Source organism: Streptomyces sp. SolWspMP-5a-2 (assembly GCF_900091845.1).
GTDB lineage: Bacteria > Actinomycetota > Actinomycetes > Streptomycetales > Streptomycetaceae > Streptomyces > Streptomyces doudnae.
Window position 1 is genome coordinate 1 of the sequence record NZ_FMCI01000398.1, and the last position, 2,612, is coordinate 2,612.

Consider the following 2,612-nt stretch of genomic DNA (forward strand, 5'->3'; position numbering starts at 1 on the left):
GAACACTTCGAACACCGACAAGTCAAAACACATCGACGTCGAACCAAGAACCCGCGACAACAACCCCCCACCCACACCACCGAACACACTCACAGCCCACTCCACAAAAGCCACCGCACTCCCGTGCGACAACACCACCCCCTTCGGCACACCCGTCGAACCCGACGTATAAATGCAATACGCCGCACCCCCCGAAAACACCTCCACACCAGGCCCCACCACCGACCCCTCCCGCAACCCCTCCTCATCCACACACACCACCACAACCCCGGGACCCACCAATCCCTCCACCACCCCCCTCACCGACGCATCACACACCACCACCCCCACACCGGAATCAGCCGCCATGAATTTCAAACGCTCCACCGGATAACCCGGATCCAACGGCACATAACCAGCCCCCGCCTTCAACACCCCCAACATTCCCGCCACCATCCCCACACCCCGCGACACACACAAACCCACCAGACAATCCACCCCCACCCCCAAACCCACCAACCTCAAAGCAACCGCATTCGCCCAACCATCCAACTCCCCATAACGCACACCCACCCCACCACACTCCACCGCCACCGCATCCCGACACCCCACCACCCGCCGCTCGAACAACTCATGCAAACCCACCACCCCACCACCCACCACACCCCCACCATCACCGAACGCCACCACCTCACCCCGACCCACACCATCCAGAACAGCCACCTCACCCACCCGCGCATCCACCCCGCCCACCACACCCTCAAGCAACACCGTGAACAACCCCACCAAACGCTCCACGGAACTCCGGTCGAAAAGATCCGTGGCGAATTCGATCTCACCCTCCAGGCCGTTTCCGGGGCCGGTCTCGGAGAGGAAGAAGGCGAGGTCGAACTTGGCGGTCCTGGAGTCGTGTTCGTAGTAGCCGATGTCGATTCCGGGGAGGGTGATGTCGCGGTTGCCGAAGCCGGGCACGGAGGTGCCGGGTTCGGCCTTGGAGCCGTGGGTGGTGGTGTAGCTGTAGGTCACCTGGAAGAGGGGGTGGCGGGAGAGGTCGCGGACGGGCTGGATCTCCTCGACGAGCTTCTCGAACGGCAGGTCCCGGTGGGCGTCGGCCCGCAGCATGGAGGCGCGGACCTGGCGGAGCTGGGAGGCGAAGGTGTCGTCCGGGGCCAGCCGGGAGCGCAGGATCAGGGTGTTGACGAAGAGACCGATCAGGTTCTCCGTCTCCAGCCGGTCGCGGTTGCCCACCGCGTAGCCGACGCAGAAGTCGTCCTGGCCGCTGTAGCGGTGCAGCAGGATGTTGAAGGCGGTGGCGACCGTCATGAAGACGGTGGCGTCGTGGTCGTGGCTGATCTCCCGCAGGGCGTCGCTGAGTTGGGGGGTGAGGGTGAAGGAGACGGTGCCGCCCCGGTGGCTGGGCACCGAAGGCCGGGGGCGGTCGGTGGGCAGGTCGAGGGCGTGTTCGGCGCCGTCGAGCTGGTCGCGCCAGAAGGCGAGGTGTTTCTCGACCTGGCGGTCTTCGAGCATGCGGTTCTGCCAGCGGGCGAAGTCCGTGTACTGGACGGGCAGTTCGGGCAGGTCGGCGGTCCGGTCGTCGGCGAAGGCGGCGTAGAGGGCGGAGAGTTCGGTGAGCAGCACGTCGAGCGACCAGTCGTCGCCGAGGATGTGGTGCATGCTGACCATCAGGATGTGCCGCCGGGTGGCAAGCCTGACCAGGCCGATCCGGGTGAGCGGTCCCTCGGCGAGGTCGAAGGGCAGGTCGGCCTCCGCGGTGACCACGTCGTCGGCGGCCCGCTCGGGGTCCGGGGTGGCGGAGACGTCGATCAGGGGCAGCGGGCGGTGGACGAAGTCCCGCACGACGGGGTGCGGCACGCCGCCCCGCTCGGGGAAGACGGTCCTGAGCACCTGCTGACGGCGGATGATCTCGTTGAGGGCGTGTTCCAGGGCGTCCGGGTCGAGGGCGCCGTCGAGTCGCCAGGCCGCGGCGATGTTGTAGAGGCTGCTGTCGGGGTTCATGCGGTGCAGGAACCACATCCGCTGCTGGGCGTAGGACGCGACGAGCGGTTCGTCGGCCGGGGCCGGGACGAGGGCGCCCTCGTCGACCCGGCCGGCCGCCTCGACCGTCCGGGCCAGGTCGGCGACGGTGGGCGCGTCGAAGACGTCCCGCAGCCGCACGTCCGCGCGCAGGACCTGGCGGATGCGGGCGACGAGCTGGGTGACGAGCAGGGAGTGGCCGCCGAGGGCGAAGAAGTTGTCGTGCACGCCGACGGAGTCCAGGTGGAGGACGTCCTGCCAGAGCGCGGCGAGGGTCTCCTCGGCCGGGGTCCTGGGCGCCGTGCGGTCGGGGGCCGGGGCGGCGGGGCGGGTCAGGGCCGACCGGTCGACCTTGCCGTTGGGGGTGCGGGGCAGGGCATCGAGGACGACGAGGACGGACGGGACCATGTAGCCGGGCAGCGCGGAGCGCAGGTGCCGTTCGACGGCCGGGACGAACTCGGCCTCGTCGCAGCCGGATTCGGGGGCGGGGACCAGGTGCGCCATGAGGGTGGCGCCGGAGGAGGCGGTCTCGTCGACGGTGACGACCGCCTCGCTCACCAGCCCTGAGCGGTCCAGGGCGGTCTCGACCTCGCCGAGTT

Annotated in this window: 1 protein-coding gene; it reads right to left on the reverse strand. The window is 68.6% G+C overall.

Features of this window, described 5'->3' with window-relative positions:
- Positions 1-2,612, reverse strand: a 2,612-nt coding sequence (locus GA0115242_RS39520) for a condensation domain-containing protein (RefSeq protein ID WP_141721933.1), incomplete at both ends; no start/stop codon positions are given.